Source organism: Nocardia sp. NPDC127526 (assembly GCF_042672265.1).
Taxonomy (GTDB): domain Bacteria; phylum Actinomycetota; class Actinomycetes; order Mycobacteriales; family Mycobacteriaceae; genus Nocardia.
Window position 1 is genome coordinate 62789 of the sequence record NZ_JBHXVO010000026.1, and the last position, 18365, is coordinate 81153.

General features: G+C 68.8%; 19 protein-coding genes. 13 read left to right on the forward strand and 6 right to left on the reverse strand.

Features of this window, described 5'->3' with window-relative positions; all coding sequences use genetic code 11:
• Positions 1–3 precede the first annotated feature (3 nt).
• Positions 4–1128 (forward strand): acyl-CoA dehydrogenase family protein, encoded by a 1125-nt coding sequence (locus ACFVIV_RS30665; RefSeq protein WP_379202301.1) that lies wholly within the window; start codon positions 4–6, stop codon positions 1126–1128.
• 16 nt (positions 1129–1144) lie between these two features.
• Here ACFVIV_RS30665 and ACFVIV_RS30670 read toward each other — a convergent pair whose 3' ends face one another.
• Complete coding sequence (locus ACFVIV_RS30670) at positions 1145–1753, reverse strand: TetR/AcrR family transcriptional regulator (RefSeq protein WP_379202303.1); 609 nt, start codon at positions 1751–1753, stop codon at positions 1145–1147.
• Between the two features lie 401 nt (positions 1754–2154).
• On the opposite strand from ACFVIV_RS30670, the gene ACFVIV_RS30675 reads away from it, so the two are divergent.
• The 3 genes from ACFVIV_RS30675 (at position 2155) to ACFVIV_RS30685 (ending at position 6321) form a co-directional block, all read left to right on the forward strand.
• Complete coding sequence (locus ACFVIV_RS30675) at positions 2155–3999, forward strand: alkyl/aryl-sulfatase (protein WP_379202367.1); 1845 nt, start codon at positions 2155–2157, stop codon at positions 3997–3999.
• A 70-nt stretch (positions 4000–4069) separates the two neighbouring features.
• Positions 4070–5365 carry a hypothetical protein gene (locus ACFVIV_RS30680; RefSeq protein WP_379202305.1) on the forward strand — a complete coding sequence of 432 codons (1296 nt, stop codon included), beginning with the start codon at positions 4070–4072 and terminating at the stop codon, positions 5363–5365.
• A 5-nt stretch (positions 5366–5370) separates the two neighbouring features.
• The gene (locus tag ACFVIV_RS30685) at positions 5371–6321 is read left to right on the forward strand and encodes an ARPP-1 family domain-containing protein (protein ID WP_379202368.1); all 951 of its coding nucleotides are present in this window, start codon (positions 5371–5373) and stop codon (positions 6319–6321) included.
• A 278-nt stretch (positions 6322–6599) separates the two neighbouring features.
• On the opposite strand, the gene ACFVIV_RS30690 is transcribed toward ACFVIV_RS30685, so the two are convergent.
• Entirely contained in the window at positions 6600–6956 is a 357-nt protein-coding gene (locus ACFVIV_RS30690) for a hypothetical protein (protein WP_379202307.1), read from the reverse strand.
• 251 nt (positions 6957–7207) lie between these two features.
• Between ACFVIV_RS30690 and ACFVIV_RS30695 the strand changes: the two genes are divergently transcribed.
• From ACFVIV_RS30695 to ACFVIV_RS30710, 4 genes are all read left to right on the forward strand, one after another.
• Positions 7208–8302: an LLM class flavin-dependent oxidoreductase gene (locus ACFVIV_RS30695; protein WP_379202308.1), complete on the forward strand. Its 1095-nt coding sequence runs from the start codon at positions 7208–7210 to the stop codon at positions 8300–8302.
• Complete coding sequence (locus ACFVIV_RS30700) at positions 8299–8946, forward strand: FMN reductase (protein WP_379202310.1); 648 nt, start codon at positions 8299–8301, stop codon at positions 8944–8946. Before ACFVIV_RS30695 ends, ACFVIV_RS30700 begins: the two co-directional genes overlap by 4 nt.
• Positions 8947–9003: 57 nt before the next feature.
• Entirely contained in the window at positions 9004–9987 is a 984-nt protein-coding gene (locus ACFVIV_RS30705; protein WP_379202311.1) for a DUF5996 family protein, read from the forward strand.
• A gap of 106 nt (positions 9988–10093) precedes the next feature.
• Complete coding sequence (locus ACFVIV_RS30710) at positions 10094–11473, forward strand: bifunctional lysylphosphatidylglycerol flippase/synthetase MprF (protein WP_379202313.1); 1380 nt, start codon at positions 10094–10096, stop codon at positions 11471–11473.
• A 20-nt stretch (positions 11474–11493) separates the two neighbouring features.
• Here ACFVIV_RS30710 and ACFVIV_RS30715 read toward each other — a convergent pair whose 3' ends face one another.
• The 4 genes from ACFVIV_RS30715 to ACFVIV_RS30730 all read right to left on the reverse strand — a co-directional run bounded on the left by ACFVIV_RS30715 (position 11494) and on the right by ACFVIV_RS30730 (position 13768).
• Entirely contained in the window at positions 11494–12246 is a 753-nt protein-coding gene (locus ACFVIV_RS30715; RefSeq protein WP_379202315.1) for an alpha/beta fold hydrolase, read from the reverse strand.
• A 40-nt stretch (positions 12247–12286) separates the two neighbouring features.
• Positions 12287–13036: an SDR family oxidoreductase gene (locus tag ACFVIV_RS30720; RefSeq protein WP_379202317.1), complete on the reverse strand. Its 750-nt coding sequence runs from the start codon at positions 13034–13036 to the stop codon at positions 12287–12289.
• A gap of 72 nt (positions 13037–13108) precedes the next feature.
• Positions 13109–13330, reverse strand: a complete 222-nt coding sequence (locus ACFVIV_RS30725) for a DUF397 domain-containing protein (RefSeq protein ID WP_379202319.1) — start codon at positions 13328–13330, stop codon at positions 13109–13111.
• Between the two features lie 111 nt (positions 13331–13441).
• Positions 13442–13768: a hypothetical protein gene (locus ACFVIV_RS30730; RefSeq protein WP_379202321.1), complete on the reverse strand. Its 327-nt coding sequence runs from the start codon at positions 13766–13768 to the stop codon at positions 13442–13444.
• A gap of 228 nt (positions 13769–13996) precedes the next feature.
• On the opposite strand from ACFVIV_RS30730, the gene ACFVIV_RS30735 reads away from it, so the two are divergent.
• The 5 genes from ACFVIV_RS30735 (at position 13997) to ACFVIV_RS30755 (ending at position 18290) form a co-directional block, all read left to right on the forward strand.
• Positions 13997–14575, forward strand: coding sequence for a sigma-70 family RNA polymerase sigma factor (locus ACFVIV_RS30735; protein ID WP_379202323.1), 579 nt, complete (start codon positions 13997–13999; stop codon positions 14573–14575).
• 41 nt (positions 14576–14616) lie between these two features.
• Positions 14617–15213 (forward strand): hypothetical protein, encoded by a 597-nt coding sequence (locus ACFVIV_RS30740; protein WP_379202325.1) that lies wholly within the window; start codon positions 14617–14619, stop codon positions 15211–15213.
• The gene (locus tag ACFVIV_RS30745) at positions 15197–15772 is read left to right on the forward strand and encodes a DUF6529 family protein (protein ID WP_379202327.1); all 576 of its coding nucleotides are present in this window, start codon (positions 15197–15199) and stop codon (positions 15770–15772) included. The genes ACFVIV_RS30740 and ACFVIV_RS30745 overlap by 17 nt, the downstream gene beginning before the upstream one ends.
• A 91-nt stretch (positions 15773–15863) precedes the next feature.
• The gene (locus tag ACFVIV_RS30750) at positions 15864–16304 is read left to right on the forward strand and encodes a ubiquinol-cytochrome c reductase iron-sulfur subunit (protein WP_379202329.1); all 441 of its coding nucleotides are present in this window, start codon (positions 15864–15866) and stop codon (positions 16302–16304) included.
• A gap of 315 nt (positions 16305–16619) precedes the next feature.
• Positions 16620–18290, forward strand: coding sequence for an N-acetylmuramoyl-L-alanine amidase (locus tag ACFVIV_RS30755; protein ID WP_379202331.1), 1671 nt, complete (start codon positions 16620–16622; stop codon positions 18288–18290).
• The last annotated feature ends 75 nt before the right edge of the window (positions 18291–18365 follow it).

The following is an 18365-nucleotide window of genomic DNA, read 5'->3' on the forward strand; positions in this document are numbered from 1 at the left end:
GCCATGGATTTCGATCTCACGACTGAACAGGAAATGCTGCGCGACACGGTGCGTGACGTGCTCGCCCGCGGCTACACCCCCGAGCGCCGCACCGAAATCGTCGGCACCGAACTGGGCTGGGACCCGCAGCTGTGGCGCACCTTCGCCGAAATCGGCCTGCTCGGGCTGACTTTCGCCGAGGAGGACGGCGGCATGGGCGCGGGCCCCATCGAGGCCATGCTGGTGCTGACCGAGCTCGGCCGCCGCCTGGCGCCCGAGCCGCTGCTGGACTGCGCCCTGCTGCCGGGCGGCCTCATCGCCCGCGCCGGCACCGACGCCCAGCGCAAGGAACTGCTGCCCAAGGTCGCCGAGGGCGAACTGCGCCCGGCCTTCGCCCACGCCGAGCCCGGCCTGCGCTGGCCCGCCGCCGCGAGCGCCACCCAGGCCGTCCGCGACGGTGAGACCTGGACGCTCTCCGGCCGCAAACACCCGGTCCCGCATGGTGATTGCGCCGATCTGCTGATCGTCACCGCGCGCATGGAGAACGGTCTCGGCCTGTTCCTGGTCGACCCGGCCGATCCCGGTGTGCGCCGCACCGGCTTCGCCACCCACGACGGGCTGCGCGGCGCGGACATCGCATTCGACGGCGCGACGGCCGAACCCCTCGGCGAACCCGTCGACGCCACCGATGCCGTCACCGCCGCCATTGCCATCGCCCAGGCCGCCCTGTGCGCCGAGGCCGTCGGCTGCATGGAGGAGTCCCTGCGGCTCACCGCCGAATACCTGAAGACCCGCAAGCAGTTCGGCGTCCCGCTGCGCAGTTTCCAGACGCTCACCCAGCGCGCCGCCGATATGTACGTCTCCCTGGAACTGGCGCGCAGCATGAGCCTGTACGCCTCCATGTCCCTCGCCGACGGCATCGTCGACCCGGTCGTGGCCTCACGCGCCAAACTGCGCATCGGCCGCTCCGCCCGGCACATCGGCCAGGAGGCCATTCAGATGCACGGCGGCATCGGCATGACCGCCGAATACCCGGTCGGCCACTACACCGCCCGCCTCACCGCCATCGAGCACACCCTCGGCGACTCCAGCGACCACCTGCGCTACCTGAGCCGCTCGGTCGCCGACCATCAGATGGTGGAGATCTGAGGCGCGCCGAACCCGATCAGCGCTGAGCTCGATCCGGATCGAGCAGGGCTCGCAGCGCCCGGCCGATGGCCGCGGAGGCCGCGCGCTGCGACAGCCCGCGCCGATCGACCAGCTGATGGCGGTAGGCCCAGGTGGCGGTGGCCTCGACCAGATCGAGCAGTTCCCGGTCCTGGGTACCGTCCCGGGTCAGTTCGGGCGCGAACGCGCGCGCCAGGGCATCGCGGATCCGCTTGTCGGTCAGCCGCATTCGCTCATCGACCGCCGGGATCGTCTTGGACTCCAGCAAGCCCAGCGGGCGGGGATTGCGCTGCGCGGTGAAGACGGCCTCGCTCTGCCGCACCACGGCGTCGATGCGTTCGTCCAGCGGTAGCTCCGGATCCGGGTTCACGATCAGTGTTTCGACATAGTCGGACTGCGCGCCCGCGCCCGCGATGCGCAGTTCGGTGAGATCCGGGAAGTGCACGAAGACACTGCGCTCGGAGACGCCCGAGGCGGCGGCCAGCTCCTTGGCGGTCGGGTTGTACCGCCCGGCCTGCAGTGCCTCGATCAGGGCGTCGAGGATCGCCTGGCGGGTCTGCTCCGGATTGCGCCTGCGGCGGCGAGCTGTCGTGCCGTCGTCACTCATATCCGTATCCGATCACAGCGCGCCGCGGCCGGGTGAGAGCGGGTTAGGCGGATCGCGCAGGACCACTATTGCAGTCTTGCTGCAATAGACGGTAAGGTGAGTGTCGTATCGCGAACTTTCAGCTAACTAATGTTTGGCTGGTTCGCGTGTACCTGCTCGATCAATGACAGGAGCGCGTGGTGGCCCTCGGTGACAAGTCCGAAGAAATCGATAGCTCGGACAAGGCTCGGCCCGGCGGGGTGTCCCGGCGCGGCATGCTCGGCGTCGGCGCGGCGGCACTGGCCGCCGTCGGCGTGGGCGGCGCACTGAGTGCCTGTGGGTCATCCGACGAGGTGAATCCGTCCGCCACGCAGACCGATCCGACCGATGCCATTGCCGAAGCCAATCGGAAGGTCGCCGATATGTACCCGTTCTCCGACACCACCGACTTCGCCGATGCGGACCGGGGTTTCATCGAGGCGCTGCAACCGGGCGTGATCACCGACGACAAGGGAAAGGTGGTCTGGGATACCGACTCCTACGGGTTCCTGCAGGGTTCCTGCCCTTCCTCGGCCAATCCGAGCCTGTGGCGGCAGTCGCAGCTGACCATCAAGCAGGGCCTCTACGAGGTCGCGCCCGGTTTCTATCAGATCCGCGGGCTGGATCTGTCGCAGATGACCATCATCGAGGGCGATACCGGCGTCGTCGTGATCGACCCGCTCATCTCGGTCGAGACCGCCGCCGCCGGGCTGGCGCTGTACCGCAAGCATCGCGGCAACCGCCCGGTTACCGGGCTCGTCTACTCGCATTCGCATGTCGATCACTTCGGCGGCACGCTGGGCGTGACCACCCGGGAGGACGTGGCCGCGGGCAAGTGCCCGGTGGTGGCTCCCGCCGGATTCCTCGAGCACGCGGTCTCGGAGAACATCTACGCCGGAACGGCCATGGCGCGCCGGGCGGCCTACATGTACGGCGCGGCCCTGCCGCGCGGCGAGAAGGGGCAGATCGGCGCGGGCCTGGGCCAGACCACTTCCGTCGGCACCGTCACCCTCATCGATCCGACCGTGTCGGTCACCAAGACCGGCGAGGAGCATGTCATCGACGGTGTTCGCATGGTCTTCCAGATCACGCCGGGCACCGAGGCTCCATCGGAGATGAACTTCTACTTCCCCGACCGCCGCATTCTGTGCATGGCCGAGAACGCCACCCACACCCTGCACAACATCCTCACCCTGCGCGGCGCGCTGGTGCGCGACCCGCACGTGTGGTCGAAGTACCTGACCGAGTCCATCAATCTGTATGCGCGCCAATCGGATGTGGTGTTCTCCTCGCACCACTGGCCGATCTGGGGCACCGACCGGATCGTGGATTTCCTGTCCACGCAACGGGATCTGTACGGCTACCTCAATGATCAGACGCTGCGCATGCTCAATACCGGCATGGTCGGCAGCGAGATCGCCGAGGCCATGCGGATGCCGCCCGCGCTCGAAAAGCAGTGGAACACACACGGTTACTACGGTTCGGTCAGCCACAATGTGAAGGCCATCTACCAGCGCTACATGGGCTGGTTCGACGGCAATCCGGCGCACCTGTGGGAGCATCCGCCGGTCGAATCGGCCAAGCGGCACGTCGATGCCATGGGCGGTGCGAACGAGGTGCTGAAGAAGGCGCAAAAGGCTTACGACGACGCCGATTTCCGCTGGGCCGTGCAGCTGACGAACTACGTGATCTTCGCCGACCCGGACAACAAGAAGGCGAAAGACCTGGAGGCCGGCGCCTTCGAACAGCTCGGCTACGGCGCGGAGTGCGCCACCTGGCGCAACTTCTATCTCTCCGGCGCGTACGAGCTGCGCAACGGTTCCTTCGGCACGCCCACCTCCGCGAATTCCAAGGGCCTGCTGGCCGCGCTCACCGTGGATCAGGCCTTCGATGCCATCTCGTTGTTCGTCAACGGCCCCAAGGCCTGGGACACGAAGGTGACCACGGACTGGAAATTCAGCGACGACAATGATCGCGTGCACCGCGCCGAACTGCGCAATGGCGTTCTCATCCACTACGACCGCTGGCCCGGCGACGGACTGCCCGCCCCCGACGCCACCATCACGCTCACCCGCGGCGGGTTCATCCAGAACATGATCGGCGGCGGCACCATGCAGGACGCCATCGCCAAGGGCGATATCAAGGTCGACGGCGATATCGCCGTACTCGCCCAGCTGAAGGGACTTTTCGACAAGCCGGATCCCAATTTTGCGATCGTCACGCCGTGATGCGCTAAATAGTCTGTAGCGCAAAGAAAATCAATAGCCCGCCCGGTGTGAGGCTCCCTACACTTCGGGAATGAACACCGCAGTCATGCTCGACCACCTCCGCACCCACCGCACGCCCCTGGTGCTGTCCCGGGCCGGTGTCGTCGCGTGGGACGATGCGGAACTGCACCGCCGGGCCTACGCCGCCGATCCCGAGGGATACGCGCTGCTGGCGCTGGTGCCCAGCGTGCACGAACAGCAGCGCGCCCGCGTGCTGCTGCAACTCCTCGCGGCCTCCCGCGCCGGGATGGGCGAGAGCAGCCGGGATATTCTCGAGAGGACCACGCGCGCAATGCTTTTCGGTCTGCCGCCGATGCTGGTGGTGACCGTGCTGCTGGCGCTGCGGCGCATGCGCGTCAACAACAAGCACGTCACGCGCGCCGTGATCGCCTTCGTACTGGACCATCCGGAGGCCGAGGAACTCATCGCCGCCCGCCATCCCGCGCTGGTCGACTGCTTCGAGCACGCGCTCGGCAAGGCGACCGCCCGCGGCTGCGCGCGCATGCTGGCCGACGGCCCGGCGGGTTTGGCGGAACTGCATCGGAAGCTGTTGCGGTTCAGTGCGAATCCGGCTCTCGCGGCCGAGCGGGTGCGGGCGCTGTACCGGCCCGGAACCTACGGTGTGCCGCTGCCTCGGCAGCCCATCGCGCCGCTGGAGCCCGCGCGCGAGCGGGAGCAGGTCGTCACCACCACCAATCGCGGTGATATCGCGGCCACCCTGGTGCACGTGTACCGCGGCGGTCCGATCGCCGAATTGCGGCCCGCGCTGGCCGGTTACGTCGCCGCGGCGACCCGTGACCTGCCGCGGCTGGCGGCGCACGTGGCGGTGGTGCTGGACGGCTCGGAATCCATGCGCGGCTACGGCGATCGCGAATGGGCGCTGCTGTCGCAGGCCGAGGCGCTGCGGCTGGTGCTGGCGGAGGTGTGCGAGCGGCTCACCGTCATCGAGGTCGGGGCCGGTCCGAACGGGCCCACCGATCTGGCCGTCGGACTGCTCGACGCGCTCGACGCCGAACCCGATCTCGTCGCCATCGTCACCGACGGCTACGAGAACCGGCTGCCCGGCGATCTCGCCCGCGTGGTGGAGACGCTGCGCTACCTCGATATCCGCACCCCGATCGCGCTGTGCCGCGCCACCTTCACCGGCAGCGACACCCTGGCGCTGCGCGATCCCGCACCCGCCCTGCCCGCGCACGGCTTCTGGCATCAGGACGATTTCGCCGCGCTGCTGCCGTGGCTGTTCGCCCACTGCCCGTCCGGTGCGGCCTGGATTCGCGCCGCCGCGCTGCGCTTCCTGGCCGGCCGACTGGAAGGAGCAATCCGTTGACCACCATGACGACCCGACTCGACACCCTCGTTCGCGCGCCCGTCGACCTGGCCGGCTACCGGCTGGGCGAGCCGCAGCGCGCGGGCGCGCTCACCATGGTGCCCATTCACGGTCCGGAGCGGCCCGGCATCGTGCCGCCGCGCTCGGGGCTGAAGCTGCACCGCGTCGTCGGTTACGGCAGCGTGGAGCTGCACAATGGCGCGCCCTCGGGGGTGGCCATCGTGCCGCTGCACATCGGGTACATCCAGGAGGGTGCGCAGAACCACGCGCTGTGCTCGGCCGCGCTGCTGGGCGCGGGGGAGACCCGGCGCTTCGATGACGCCGTCTGCGTGCAGGCCGCGCAGGGCGGCTACCTGGAGGGGCGCGATCAGTGGTTCTTCGTGCTGCCCGTGGAGCTGCGCGCCAAGGCCCTGGCCCGGCGCGGCGTCGAGGACTACTCGAAGCTGTGGCACGACATTTCGACCACCAGCGCCGGTTACGGCCTGCCCGCGCGCGGGCATCTGGAGCAGATCCTGACCAGGAAGCGGGCGGTGCTCACGCAGTTCCGCAGCCGGCTGGAGCTGCTGCCCGGGCAGCTGGGCGCGCTGTTCTTCGTCGGTGAGGAGTTCGCGGGCCTGGAGATCGCGCCCGATCCGCGGTACTTCGCCGAGATGTGGATGGCGTTGGTGTGCTTCGCCTATGGCGTGGCCGCTTGGCAGGCCGAGCCGCAGCCGGGGGAGCCCGAGCCGCTGGCGGCGCGTGATCTCGCCTCGCTGCGTGCGGAACTCGCGCGCGAGCGGGAGCGCGAGGCGGAGCGGGTGCTGTCGTGGATGCCCGCCGCCGCCGAGGTGCGGACCGTGGAGGAGGAGCGCTACCTCGATCTGCGGTTGCACACCGTGACCGGCGACGGTCTGACCGGGCAGCTCGTCGGCGAGCACGACCGCCTGGTGTACGCCTCGCTGTTCGCAATTAAATGAGTTGCGCCACAACTGAATAGGGACTTGAATAGGTATCACGGGAACTGAGCCGGGCACGGCAGGAACAGCATCATTCCAGATGATGAATGCAATTCGCCTGCTAAGCGAATAATTCGACCTGTCATTCGCGCCGGCCGCCTGTCCCGTGCTACCCAACTCTCGGGGACTCTCAGGGGCTTCGCCCCCGAACCCCCAAGAGCGCTCAGGGGCTTGGCCTCACCCCTCGGTGAAAAGGGGGCTCGAGCGCAGTGCGCTCGAGCCCCCTTTTCCTCTTGCTGTCATGCCGACAGCAGTGAGTGGTGGCGGGAATCCTCTTCCCGCCGAGCGGTTTCCAGGGCCAGTCTCGGCCGGGCGCGTACCGCGGCGCTGAACAACTGGTACTCCGCGGCGGGCACGCACACCTCCCGATAGGGCTGGCGGGGCGCGACCCGGGAATGCGAGCCCGGGATGACGACCCCGTGCCGGACCGTCGCTCCCTGCTTCTCCTGCGATCGGACCCAATTCTGCATGGCGCGGGAATCCAGGCTCGGCAGGTACTCCACGGCGCGGTCCCATTCCAGTCCGTTGATCTGCCTCGGGTCGGCGACCGCGGTGACGACTACGGCGTATGCCGTCCCGACGGTGATGTCCGCCATGCGGATCTACCCCCTGTTCGTGGTTGTGGCCGCATGTTGCTCGTCTCGCGGCGCGCCTTGTTGCGCGGGGAATATTCAGGATACTTCGAAAGATATTGCACTACTGCGGGTTTCATTGTTGTCGCAGACTGTTTGCGGGTGGCGCGCAGGGGATGGAGTGGCCCAGGTCACACCCGGAATACCGCGGGATGCCCGAGGGTTAAGTTGGTTGCTATGTCCACCAAATGTGGACGAGAGCCCGAGGAGGACCCGTGCAGTTCGGAATTTTCAGCGTCGGCGACGTGACCATGGACCCCACCACCGGCCGCACGCCGAGTGAGGGCGAGCGCATCCGGGCCATTGTCACCATCGCCCAGAAGGCCGAGGAGGTCGGTCTCGACGTCTTCGCGACCGGCGAGCACCACAACCCGCCGTTCGTGCCGTCCTCGCCGACCACCCTGCTCGGCTATGTGGCCGCCCGCACCGAGCGCCTCATCCTGTCCACCGCCACCACCCTCATCACCACCAACGACCCGGTGAAGATCGCCGAGGACTTCGCCATGCTGCAGCACCTGGCCGGCGGCCGGGTGGACGTCATGATGGGCCGCGGCAATACCGGGCCGGTGTATCCCTGGTTCGGCAAGGACATTCGCGACGGCATTCCGCTGGCCATCGAGAACTACCATCTGCTGCACCGGCTCTGGCGCGAGGACGTGGTGGACTGGGATGGCAAGTACCGCACGCCGCTGCAGGGATTCACCTCCACCCCACGGCCTTTGGACGATCTGCCGCCGTTCGTCTGGCACGGCTCCATCCGCAGCCCGGAGATCGCCGAGCAGGCCGCCTACTACGGTGACGGCTTCTTCGCCAACAACATCTTCTGGCCCAAGGAGCACTTCCAGCGGCTCATCGAGCTCTACCGCCGCCGCTACGAGCACTACGGCCACGGCTCGGCCGATCAGGCCATCGTGGGCCTGGGCGGTCAGGTGTTCATGCGCAAGAACTCCCAGGACGCCGTGCGCGAATTCCGCCCCTACTTCGACAATGCCCCGGTCTACGGGCACGGGCCGTCGCTGGAGGAGTTCACCGAGCAGACCCCGCTCACCGTCGGCAGCCCGCAGGAGGTCATCGACAAGACGCTGACCTTCCGCGAGACCTTCGGCGACTACCAGCGCCAGCTGTTCCTCATGGACCACGCCGGCCTGCCGCTGAAGACCGTCCTCGAGCAGCTCGATCTGCTCGGCGAGGAAGTGATCCCGGTGCTGCGCAAGGAATTCGACACCCTGCGTCCGGCGCACGTCCCGGACGGCCCGACCCATGCCGCGCGGCTCGCCGCCCGGGCGATCACCGAGGAGGTCGAGGCATGATCCGCATCGCCGTCCTTTCCGCCGGGCTGTCCCAGCCCTCGTCGACACGGTTGCTGGCCGATCGCCTGATCGCCGCGACCGAGCTGGACCTGGCCGGCCGGGAGGTGGAATTCGAGGTCATCGAGCTGCGCGATCTGGCGCGCGGCCTGGCCGACAACCTGGTCACCGGGTTCGCGGCCGGCCCGCTGCGCGAGGCGATCGACAAGGTCGTGCGGGCCGACGGGGTCATTGCCGTGACACCGATCTTCAGCGCCTCCTACAGCGGTCTGTTCAAGACGTTCTTCGATGTGCTGGAACCGGATTCGCTCATCGGCAAACCGGTGCTCATCGCCGCCACCGGCGGTTCGGCCCGCCATTCGCTGGCCCTGGAGCACGCGGTGCGCCCCCTGTTCAGCTATCTGCGCGCCGTGGTGGTGCCCACCTCGGTGTATGCCGCCTCCGAGGACTGGGGTTCGGCGGGTTCCGGACCGGACAGCGGGTTGAGCGATCGAATCGATCGCGCGGCAGGCGAATTCGCCGATCTGCTCGCCGCCCGCCCGGCTCGCGCGCACGCCGATCCGTACGCCGAGCCGGTGCCTTTCGAGCAACTGCTGGCCGGTGACCGCGGCCGCCCGAACCGTCGCACCGACGTCATTGCCACCTGATAGCTGAGTACCATGGCACACGCTGTGCCGAATCGTTCACGACGAAAGGCAGGGATCATGGCCGAAACCTCCGTTGGACCGGGCACCGCGACCGCAGAGGTGCTGCCGTCCCTGCCCTACGAGGCATGGCGGCCCACCAAGGAGACGCTGCACCGCTACTCGCAGATCATCGGCAAGGTGGCGCTGGCCAAGGGCATCCGGCGCAACCACTGGTGGCACATGACCTACCGGCTCACCGCGCGCGGCTGGACCACCGTGCCGCTCGGCTCCGCCACCGATGGACCGGTGTTCACCTGCGAGTTCGACTTCTTCGACCATGTGCTGCGCATTGCCGCCGACCGGGGCATCGAGGCGGAGGTGCCGCTGGGCGGGCAATCGGTGGCGAGCTTCTACACCGAGAGCATGCGCGCCCTGCGCGACGTGGGCGTGGACCTCACCATCGCGCAGCCGCAGCCCTACAAGCTGCCCGATCACAAACGACCCTTCGATCAGGACGAGGAGCACCATCACTACGATCCGGAGGCCGCGCAGCGGGCCTTCCGGGTGCTGAGCCAGGTGGGGCGCATCCTCGAGGAGCACAGCGCCGGATACTCGGGCAAGACCAGCCCGGTCCAGTTCTTCTGGCACTCCTTCGATCTCGCGGTGCAGCGGTTCTCCGACCGCAGGCTCAGCCCGCCCGCGACCCTGGAAGCGCCGACGCGCGAATCGTATTCGCGCGAACAGATCAGCGCTGGATTCTGGTACGGCGACGACACCGTGCCAGCGCCCACCTTCTACTCCTACGCCCACCCGGAGCCCGCCGGTCTGCACGAGCTGCCGATCCGCCCGGACGCCGCGCACTGGGTCGAGGCCGGTTCGGCCTACTACGCCTACGACGACGCGCGCACCAGCGCCGATCCGGTCGGCTCGACCCTGGAGTTCTTCCGCTCCGTCTACGCCAACAGCGCCAAGCTGGCGGGCTGGGACGCACCGGCGCTGGCCTGCCCCGGCGGTATCACCGATCCCGTGCTGGCGGGCCCGACACCGGAGTGGCTGGAATAACCGAATGCCCCGGTGAGCTTGTCCGACATAGTGTGTCGGGCAGGAGCGGAGGGAGCGGTGATGGGGAAACGGCTGGTCGGCGGGCCGGGTGCACGGCGGGGAACGCATGGGTGAGCAGCGCGCGGCGACCCGGCCGTCCACCCTGACCGGCTATCGCGAGACGGCGTTCACGGCCGGGCCGAGCACCCGCATGCCGCTCATCGGCGTGCTGGTGCTCGGCAGTCTGGTGCTGGTGTGGGCGGCCGAGCGCACCCCGCGGCACGGCACCGATCACGTGTGGTTCCTGGCGGTCTCGATCGCGGGACTGTTCATCGCGCGCGGGCTGCACCTGCGCAGGCCGGTCACGCTGCCGCACCTCACCGCCGCGGTCGCGGTGCTGGTGGCGGCGAATCTCGGCTACCACGACCATCATCCGGCCGTCGGGTTCGTGCTGCTGGCCGCCAGCGGATTCGTGCTGGTGCTCCCGGTGGGCAGCAGGCCGCAGCCCGAGCAGCTGCCCCGGGTGGCCGAGCTGGTGCGGCGCAGTACGGGAGATCCACTGGCCCCGTTCGCATTGCACTCCTCCAAAAGCTACTTCTTCACCGCCGACGGCAGTGCGGCCGTCGCCTATCGGACGCGATTCGGGATTGCCGTGGTCGCGGGCGACCCCATCGGCGACCGGCGTGCCTTCGCCGGATTGATCGGTGAATTCTCGGTTTTCGCGGCCGAGCAGGGCTGGCGGCTCGCGGTGCTGGGCGCGAGCCCGGAGCTCACCGGGTTGTGGCAGCAGCGCGCCGCGGACCATCGCGGGCTGCGCGCCATCGCCGTCGGCCGCGATGTGGTGCTGGAGGTCGGCGATTTCGATATGGCCGGCCGCCGGTTCCGCAATCTGCGGCAGGCGGTCAGCCGCACCCGCAATGCCGGCGTCACCACCGAGGTGCTGCCAGAGACCGCGCTCACCGAATACCAACGGGAGGCACTGCTCGGCATTGTCGACGAGTGGGGGAGCGGGCGGCAGACACGTGGCTTCTCGATGATTCTCGACCATCTGCTGGACGGCCGTAACCCCGGCATGCTGGTGGTCCTGGCCCGCGACGCCGACGGCCGGATCGCCGGCTTCCAGCGTTACGGAATCTCCGGCGACGGAGCGGAATTGAGCCTGGACGTGCCCTGGCGGCGACGCGACGCGCCGAACGGCCTGGACGAGCGGATGATCCTCGATCTGGTCGATTACGCCCGCGCGCACGGCATCGCCCGAATCTCGCTGGCGTTCGCGGCCTTTCCGGAACTCTTCGCCGACACCCGGCGCTCACGGGCGGCCGAGCTGGTGTATCTGGCCGTGCGCCTGGGCGATCCGCTCATCCGGCTGGAATCGCTGTACCGCTTCCTGCGCAAGTTCCATGCCTTCGCCGATCAGCGCTTCGTGCTGGTCCGCCTGCGCGAGGTGCTCATCGCGGCGGCGGCGCTGCTCACGCTGGAATTCGTCCCGCACCGCCGCCAGTACTGACGACCGATCGAAAGCCCGGCTCAGCCCAGGAATTCGACCAGCGCCCGCGCGAAGCCCGGATCGGCCACGGCCATGAGGTGATCGCCCGGCACCACCGCGAGCCCGGCGTCCGGAAGCGCACCGGCCAGGCGTTCGGGTTCGGCGGCGAACGGATCGGACGCGCCCGCCAGCACCAGGGTCGGCACGCCGATCTCGGCGACGCTCTCGAGCGGAGCCTCGTTCAGCCCCGCCGCCACCGCCGCGATCGCCTCCCGATCCGAACCCACCGCATCGGCCAGGATCCGGAACATGCGCGCCAGCGGCCGCGCGGCGGAACCGTCGCCGCGCATGGCCGTGATGATGTCCTCGGCGGCGATGACGCGCCAGTCGATGCCGCCGCAATCCACCACACCGGAACCGATGCCGCCCACCGCGAGCCGTTCGACGCGCGCGTCGGCCGCCGCGACCAGCAGTGAGATGACCCCGCCCATCGAATAGCCCACCTGCACCACCCGATCCAGCCCGAGCTCGTCGTAGAGCGCCCGCACATCCGCGGCCATGGCCTGCCAGGAATACCGCGCCGGATCGTGCGGCTTCTCCGAACGCCCGTGCCCGCGCGCGTCCAGGGAGATGACGTGATGCCCGGCCCGCTGCAGGGCCGCCACCACGCCCACGCTCATCCAGTTGGCATTGGTATCGGCGACGATGCCGTGCTGCAGCACCACCGGCACGCCCTCGCCCTCCCACACCGTGTAGTTGAGCCGCAAGCCGTCCCAGGTCGTGAATTTCGCCATGCCGGCAAACCTAGTTGGGGCCGGGCGGACGTGGGAGGGTTCAGCCCATACGCGCCATGACGCCGCGCGGCAGCACCGGCATGACGGCCGCCAGCACCCGCCACGGCCACTGCGGCACCGAGGCGCGCACCGCCTCCCGCTCGATGGCGGCCACCATGGCGTTCACACCCTTGTCCAGCGGGGCAACGAGTTTGGCGTCACCGGCGCGGGCGGACAGCTCGGTGGCGATGAAGCCCGGCTGCACCGTGGTGACCTTGATCGGACTGCGGCGCAATTCGATCGCGAGCCCCTCGCCCAGCGCCGACAGCCCGGCCTTGCTGGCCGAGTACGCCGCCTTCTTCCCGGGCAGTCCGCGCACCGCGCTCATCGACGAGATGAGCACCAGATGCCCGACGTCCTGCGCGCGGAAGATGCTCATGGCGGCCTCGGCCTGGGCGAGGGCGCTCACGAAATTCGTGGTGGCCGTGGCCAGATTGGCCTGCGCGCGCCCGGTGCCGACCAGCGCGCCCTTGCCGATGCCGGCGTTCACGATGACCCGGTCCAGTCCGCCCAGCTCGTCGCGCAGTTCGCCGAAGACCTTGGGCACCGCCGCGTGATCGTCCACATCCAGGGCGCGCACCGCCACCGTGAGGCCCGGATGGGCGGCCAGCAACTCCGCGCGCAGCTCCTCCAGATTCGCCACCCGCCGCGCGCACAGGGCCAGATCGCGGCCGCGCCGGGCGAACTCGCGGGCCATGCCCGCGCCGAGTCCGGAACTCGCACCGGTAATGAGAATCTTGCGCCTCGTCATGCAGGCCACCCTACGACGGGAGAACCGCCCCGGCGCTGGGGCGGCTCTCTCGACTGTCCGGTTGACGCGGACCTAGGCGAGGTCGTCGAATTCTCCGGCCTTGCACCCGGCGATCCACGCGGCCATTTCCGACCTCCGGAACAGCAGAATGCCGGCGTCCGGGTCATTGCTGTTGCGGACGGCGACGGAGCCGTCGGGCAGCCGGGCCGCCTCGACGCAATTGCCGTTGGGTCCGCTGAAGCTGCTCTTGCGCCAGGCGAATCGAAGATGCTGAGACGGATCGGATTGGTTCATTGTCGTACCTCCGGTGGGGACGGACCGTGATGCGGTGCCGCTGTCGGGGGTACCCAAAAGAAACCGTTCTACATCAATGTCCGGTTTATCCGAATTGATTCGGGCGTGTCCTCAGCCGAACGAACCGGTGTGCGGCTTATCCGGGACCAGCCGCCAGGCGCCGCAATTCTGGGTGCTGAATGCGACGTCGCCGGCCTCGATCACCACGCGCACCGGTTTGGTGCGGGTGAAATCGCTGGCAATGATGTAGAAGTTCGGGTCGTTGTAATCGGTTTCGGTCTGGACGTGCCACAACCGCCGCCAGAAGCAGCCGCCGGTGGCCGGATCCGGGGCGCCGTCGGCCACATAGGTCCCCGGCCGCAGATCGACATTGACCAGATACAGGCCGTCCACCGTGATCTCGGTGGCCGGTTCGGCGGCGGCGAGGCCGGATGTCATCAGTGTCAGTGCGGCGGCCAAGGCCCCCGCGGTTCCAAGCGCGCGTCCACGCACGGTCTTCCTCCCTCGAGCTTGCGGACCTCCCGAACCTCACGGCCGGGCGGTTCGGGCGATCCCCGCATCTCCCGGGGAGGGGTCTATCAGAAAACTCGGTCTGTTTTGGGAGATCGCTGGAATTGGGCAGAAACCACCGATGTCGTTCCAGGTACCGCCAACGATATTCAGGGCATGAGAAGACTTCGACCCCTCCCGGACGCGGTGCCCACCGGCCCGCCCGGCTGCACCTCTCATTGTGCCCGTCTTTGTACCGATTCCGGCCTTTCGGCCGTACTCGCCGCCGATAAGGCGCTGTTGCACTGGCGTGCCGTGCGCCGCCTGGGTGACACTGGACTCGCCGAACACGCCGTCCAGGAAACCCTGCTGCGGGCTTGGAAGGCGTGTGCCACCTACGATCCCGCCCGCGGCAGCGTCCGCACCTGGCTGCTCACCATCGAACGCAATGTGCTCACCGATATCGCCCGTGTTCGCGCCGCCCGCCCCGGCGACACCAGCTGGGACGAGATCGGCGAGCTCGCCGAGGGCCGCCACGCCAAACCGGACTTCGCCGAATCCGTCTCCGACGGCCTGCTGGTCGCCGAACTCCTCGCCCACCTCCCCGATCCGCAACGCGACGCCGTCGTCCAGGTCATCCTGCGCGACCGCGCCTACCAGGACGTGGCCGCCGATCTCGGCGTGCCCGTCGGCACCGTCAAGACCCGCGTGCACTACGCCCTCCGCTCGCTGCGCCGCCTGCCGCTCAGCGCCTGATTCGCCCCGGCTCTCGGGACCCTGCTTGTAAAGGACACGCCATGAAACGGGCGGGACCATTCCTCACCCTGGCCGCTGTCGCCGCGCTCGGCGGCGGGCTGCTCATTGCCGATTATGTCACCAGCCCCGACAATCCCTCGGCCAATGCTCCCACCGCGACATCGCCGAATCCCGCTGAAACCACGGCTAATTCGGAATTTCCGGCACAAGCGGACTATGTCACCGATATCCGGACCGAATCCGGGCGGCCCATCACCCTATCGGTCACGGTCACCGGGGCGAAGGCGGTCGCCTATGCCTGCGACGGCGTTTCCATCGAAAGCTGGCTCAGCGGCGCGGCCAGTTCCGGGCGGATGACATTGACGGGCAACAATTCCAGTCTGGAAGCCGGACTGGAAGGTGAAAATCTCAGCGGCACACTGACATTGGCGGACAAGAAATACGAATTCAACGCACCGCCCGTACAGGCCCCGGCCGGGCTGTACATGGCCCGCTCCGATTCCGGCCGCGACAGCTGGATCGTGCGCCCGGACGGCTCCATCACCGGAGTCCGCCGCCAGGCCGACGGATCCACCGTTCCCGCACCGGATCTCGCCCCCAATGCACGGAAGGTCGACGGCGATGACCGCGATTTCTGATCCGACGCCCCGCGATTCGGCCCGGCGCGCCACCGCGCTCACCATCGCGCTGATCGTGCTGGCCGGTGCGGCCACCGCCATCGTCGTCGGCGTCTACGCCGCCACCCACGAACCCCGCGGCTACGCGGTCAGCCTGGCCGGCTTCTCCAGTCCGGGCGCGGTGAAATCCTGGCTGGCGACCGTGGTGGTGGTGCTGGCGGTGACCCAGGTCGTCAGCGCGCTCATCATGTACGGGCAGATCCCGGGAATCCGCGGCGGGCAGTGGGTTTCGCCCCTGCACGTCTGGTCCGGCCGGATCGCGGTGCTGGTGAGCGTGCCGGTCGCCGTGCACTGCCTCTACGCCTTCGGCTACGAGGACTACACCACCCGCGTCCTGCTGCATTCGCTGCTGGGCTGCCTGATCTACGGCATCTTCGTGACCAAGATGCTGTTGCTCACCCGCAAGGGACTGCCCGGCTGGGCGCTTCCGGTGGCGGGCGGGCTTTTGTTCACCGGATTCGTCGGACTCTGGTTCACTTCGGCAGTCTGGTATTTCCGGGTCAAGGGGTTCGGATCCTGAATCAGCCCTTCGGGTGAACCCCGCGCCCCGCCCACACGTCGAACAAGCAGCGGCCGACGGTACGAGTCTGCCCTGACGGAGGAGTACTCCCATGACCGAACACACCCCTGTCCAGCTCGATCGCCGGCGCGCCCTGGCCGCCACCGGCGTCGCGGCCGCCGCCGTGGTGACCGTCGCCGCCTGTGACACCTACGGCGCCAACGACAATGCCTCGGCCGCGTCCGACAACGGAGCCAAGCAGGACAAGCAGCAGGGCGCCGAGCTCGCCACCACCGGCGAGGTTCCGGTGGGCGGCGGCGTCATCAAGGGCGACACCGTCATCACCCAGCCCACCGCGGGCAATTACCAGGGCTTCTCCTCCACCTGTACGCATCTGGGCTGCAAGGTGGCCGAGGTCAGCAACGGCAAGATCAACTGCAAATGCCACAACAGCAGTTTCAATCTGGACGGCAGCGTGGCCGGCGGGCCCGCGCCGCGCGCCCTCGACGCGCGCGCCATTCGCGTGGAGGGCGACAGCATCCTCGCCGGATAACCCCGTCATTCCGGCGTGCTTTTGGCCGGAATCCGCCGGGCGAGGTGGATCCCGGCCAACAACACGCCGGGATGACGATGAAAGGTCGCGACCGGTATGTGCGGGATAGTGAGGGCAAGTGGTCGGTTGCCCGATGCGGTCTCGGCACCGCTGATCAGCGCTTTCTGATCCTCTGACCACTGGTAACAGTTCGATCACGTGGCTTGCTAATTGGTAACTGGAGTTGCCAGAGTTAACAGCTGGGTTTGGTGTTACTAGTGGGAAGGGAGGGGCGCCCCGTTCCCGGGAGCGCCGTCACCGCGTATGAAGCCGAACATGGTCAAGGCCGGTATCTTCACCGCCGTCACGGCCGCGGCATTCTCGACAGTGGCCGGTCTGGTGCCGGTCACCGCCCATGCTGATCCGGTACTGCCCGAACTGCCCCAGAAGCTGGTCGGGAAGACCGTCTTCCTGGATCCCGGTCATCAGGGGCCCAACCACAATCAGGATGTCGCGCGCCCGGTCACCGATGGCCGCGGCGGCACCAAGGCCTGCCAGACCAGCGGTATGACCACGCTGAACGGCATCCCCGAGCACACCGTCAACTGGAATGTGGCGCAGCTGGTGCGCACCTCGCTGGAGGGGCTCGGCGCGCGCGTGGTGCTGAGCCGTCCCGACGACACCGGCTGGGGCGGCTGTATCGACGAACGGGCCGCCGCGGCAAACCAATCCGGCGCGGACATCGCCGTCAGCATCCACGCCGACAGCGCGCCCGCCGAGGCCCGCGGATTCCACCTCATCGTGCCGCAGCTGCCGATCCCGGACGCCAAGGCCAACGAGGTGCAGGCCGGGGCCGGGCTGGCCGCGAGCCGGGCCATGCGCGACGCCTACCTGCAGGCCGGATTCCCGGCCGCCGCCTACAACGGCGCGGTCGACGGCCTGCAGACCCGCGCCGATGTGGCCGGACCGGCGCTGACCCGGGTGCCGGACGTCTTCCTCGAAATGGGGAACGGCGCCAATGCCGAGGACGCGGCCCAGCTGGAGACGCCGGAAGGCCAACTGCGGCACGCGGTCACGATCACCACCGGCATCGTGGGCTATCTGCTCGGACTGTCGATTCCGTCGGAGGGTAGCGAGCAGGTCGGCACCGCACCCGCGCCGCAGACCCAGCCCGCCCAGCCGGCGCAGCCCGCGCAGTTCGAGGTGCCGCCGCAGGCCCCAGCGCCCGAATCGCAGGCACTGCCGCAGAACGGTCCCGCACCGGCGGCGCCGCAGGCGCCGCTGCCGGGCCAGGCACAACCGGCGCAGCCGGGCGCCGAAGCACAGCCGCAGGCGGCGCCTCAGCAGCAGGCGGCTCCGCAAGCCGAGGCACAGCCGCAGGCCGCGCCGCCGCAGGTGGCGGTTCCACCCGCGGCTCCGGTCGAGCCGCAGGCGCCGCAACCCCAAGTGCCGCAAGCACAACCGCAGGCGGCCGGGGAGCCGCAGGCGCCGCAGGCGCAACCGATGCCCGCCGACAAGGAGCCGTCGCCGCCGGCCATCGGCCCGGCGACTCTCGAAGCGCCGGTGGCGATCAAACCGGTCTCGGCTCCGCAGAATCCGGCGCCGGGCGGCACGGCCCCGGGCGGCACGGCCCCGGGCGGCACGACGCCGGGCGGCACGACGCCGGGTGCGCAGACGAACCCGGGCGTGCAGGCGAATCCGGGCCAGAGCAATCCGGGCGTGCCCTCGGGCCTGGGCGCTCAGGCCCCGGGCGCGCAGACCAGTCCGGGTGCGCAGACAAGCCCTGGCGCGCAAACGAATCCGGGTGGACAGACGCCGTCGGACAAGAACTCCAAGACGGTCGACGTGGAGTCGATGAGCGCGCTGGTGCAGACCGCCATCCAGATGTTGGGCCCGCTGGCCAAGATGCTCATGGGCAATAACGGCGTCGCCTCCGACATGGTCAACCTGGCCTACACCCTGGTGTCGGTCCTGTCCTCGTCGGTCCTGACGCCACAGGCCAAGTAGTCGCTTTCCCGAATACGCCCACGCGCCGAATCCTCCGGCGCGGGGGCGTATTTCATTGCCTCCCGTCACTTGCGT

Bases quoted from the DNA above. Each gene is read 5' to 3' on its own strand.
- ACFVIV_RS30665 (WP_379202301.1), top strand. From the start codon at position 4: ATGGATTTCGATCTCACGACTGAACAGGAAATGCTGCGCGACACGGTG.
- ACFVIV_RS30670 (WP_379202303.1), bottom strand. From the start codon at position 1,753: ATGAGTGACGACGGCACGACAGCTCGCCGCCGCAGGCGCAATCCGGAG.
- ACFVIV_RS30675 (WP_379202367.1), top strand. From the start codon at position 2,155: ATGTACCCGTTCTCCGACACCACCGACTTCGCCGATGCGGACCGGGGT.
- ACFVIV_RS30680 (WP_379202305.1), top strand. From the start codon at position 4,070: ATGAACACCGCAGTCATGCTCGACCACCTCCGCACCCACCGCACGCCC.
- ACFVIV_RS30685 (WP_379202368.1), top strand. From the start codon at position 5,371: ATGACGACCCGACTCGACACCCTCGTTCGCGCGCCCGTCGACCTGGCC.
- ACFVIV_RS30690 (WP_379202307.1), bottom strand. From the start codon at position 6,956: ATGGCGGACATCACCGTCGGGACGGCATACGCCGTAGTCGTCACCGCG.
- ACFVIV_RS30700 (WP_379202310.1), top strand. From the start codon at position 8,299: ATGATCCGCATCGCCGTCCTTTCCGCCGGGCTGTCCCAGCCCTCGTCG.
- ACFVIV_RS30705 (WP_379202311.1), top strand. From the start codon at position 9,004: ATGGCCGAAACCTCCGTTGGACCGGGCACCGCGACCGCAGAGGTGCTG.
- ACFVIV_RS30710 (WP_379202313.1), top strand. From the start codon at position 10,094: ATGGGTGAGCAGCGCGCGGCGACCCGGCCGTCCACCCTGACCGGCTAT.
- ACFVIV_RS30715 (WP_379202315.1), bottom strand. From the start codon at position 12,246: ATGGCGAAATTCACGACCTGGGACGGCTTGCGGCTCAACTACACGGTG.
- ACFVIV_RS30720 (WP_379202317.1), bottom strand. From the start codon at position 13,036: ATGACGAGGCGCAAGATTCTCATTACCGGTGCGAGTTCCGGACTCGGC.
- ACFVIV_RS30725 (WP_379202319.1), bottom strand. From the start codon at position 13,330: ATGAACCAATCCGATCCGTCTCAGCATCTTCGATTCGCCTGGCGCAAG.
- ACFVIV_RS30730 (WP_379202321.1), bottom strand. From the start codon at position 13,768: ATGACATCCGGCCTCGCCGCCGCCGAACCGGCCACCGAGATCACGGTG.
- ACFVIV_RS30735 (WP_379202323.1), top strand. From the start codon at position 13,997: ATGAGAAGACTTCGACCCCTCCCGGACGCGGTGCCCACCGGCCCGCCC.
- ACFVIV_RS30740 (WP_379202325.1), top strand. From the start codon at position 14,617: ATGAAACGGGCGGGACCATTCCTCACCCTGGCCGCTGTCGCCGCGCTC.
- ACFVIV_RS30745 (WP_379202327.1), top strand. From the start codon at position 15,197: ATGACCGCGATTTCTGATCCGACGCCCCGCGATTCGGCCCGGCGCGCC.
- ACFVIV_RS30750 (WP_379202329.1), top strand. From the start codon at position 15,864: ATGACCGAACACACCCCTGTCCAGCTCGATCGCCGGCGCGCCCTGGCC.
- ACFVIV_RS30755 (WP_379202331.1), top strand. From the start codon at position 16,620: ATGGTCAAGGCCGGTATCTTCACCGCCGTCACGGCCGCGGCATTCTCG.